1 protein-coding gene is annotated in these 1224 nt (G+C 55.5%); it reads right to left on the reverse strand.

Going from position 1 to position 1224, the window contains the following annotated elements; translation table 11 throughout:
• Positions 1-1224: DUF6571 family protein (locus EII11_RS10590; RefSeq protein ID WP_205649293.1), on the reverse strand; the 1224-nt coding region annotated here is incomplete at both ends.

The following is a 1224-nucleotide window of genomic DNA, read 5'->3' on the forward strand; positions in this document are numbered from 1 at the left end:
TGCCTAACCCAATCCAGGCTCGGATTCTTTCATCAGCCGCTCTGCCAGCAGTAACCTGTTGATCCCCGATCTGGTCAATAAAGAACGCCTCAAGCTTGCCCTGATTTCTCAAAGCCATTTCGAACTTGGTACCGAAGTCACCGCGAAAACGCCCATCGCTCTCACTGCCCACGTAATGATCGGCCACTACCGTTGTCAGGTGGGAATCCTCATAGCGGGTTAAAGCTGTACGCAGCGTGGCAAGCCCCTCATCAGAACTCGCTGCAACTCTGATCATCACTTGCAAATCTTCTCGCTTGAACTTGGCAAGATTCCTCAAAGTCCCAAGATCATCACGAGTCACCTCATCCCGCATGCCACCAGCGGTCGAGCCTTCGACCCTGTCGTAGAGTGCGATATCGACTGCTGGTATGTGTGTGCCGAGGATATGAGCCAGGTGCTTCGCACCTGTAATACCCACTGTGTTGGGGGTGAAGGCCTCATCACGGTTAATGAACCCCAACAGGTCATTACCAAACTTAAGCGGGTTACCCGCCACATCCACGCCTTGAGTGCGGTTCGCCAGGTACTCAACCATGCTGGAAGCCAAGCGAGCGCTGGATGGTTGGCCCGCGTTATCACCCATGGTGATAGCAGCATCCAAGGCTGCCAAGAGACCATCGAAATTATCATGACCCCAATGACGCTTCTCCACCCAGTACCGCACGCGCTCCTCCCCACCGCCAGTGAAAAAGCTGTGAGCGGCAGTGGGGTTGTTGCCCAGGGCGCTCATGTAAGACGCAAGCGGGTCAAAGGCCATCGCCGTCTTCCCCTCAGGGAAAAGACCCGCCACCGCTCTGGGTTTATTCACCCCAGCCTGCCAACCAGCCCCACCCTGAATGAAACGCTTCTCACGGGCTTCAAGCTCACTCCCCATCGCCACAAGAAAAGGAGTGGAGAGCGTAGAACCATACAACAAGTACGACAACGCCTCATCATCATTAAACAACCGCCGACCATCAAGGCGAGCCTGATTAATGAACGCAACCATATCCACGGCATAAGCCCTCGACAACGCAGGATCAACAGACGCCAAGTGAGGCTCGCCCCTACGAAACACCATCCGTAAGGCCTGAGCAAACGCACCCCCCTCATCCCCACTACCCATGTAGGCATACCCACCAGCCAAGCCAATACGATCAATCAACCCCTCAGCCTTCAGGGCGGTCAATAGCGCGGCACTGG

Origin of the sequence: Schaalia canis (assembly GCF_003858455.1) — a bacterium.
In the GTDB taxonomy this organism is placed as follows: domain Bacteria; phylum Actinomycetota; class Actinomycetes; order Actinomycetales; family Actinomycetaceae; genus Pauljensenia; species Pauljensenia canis.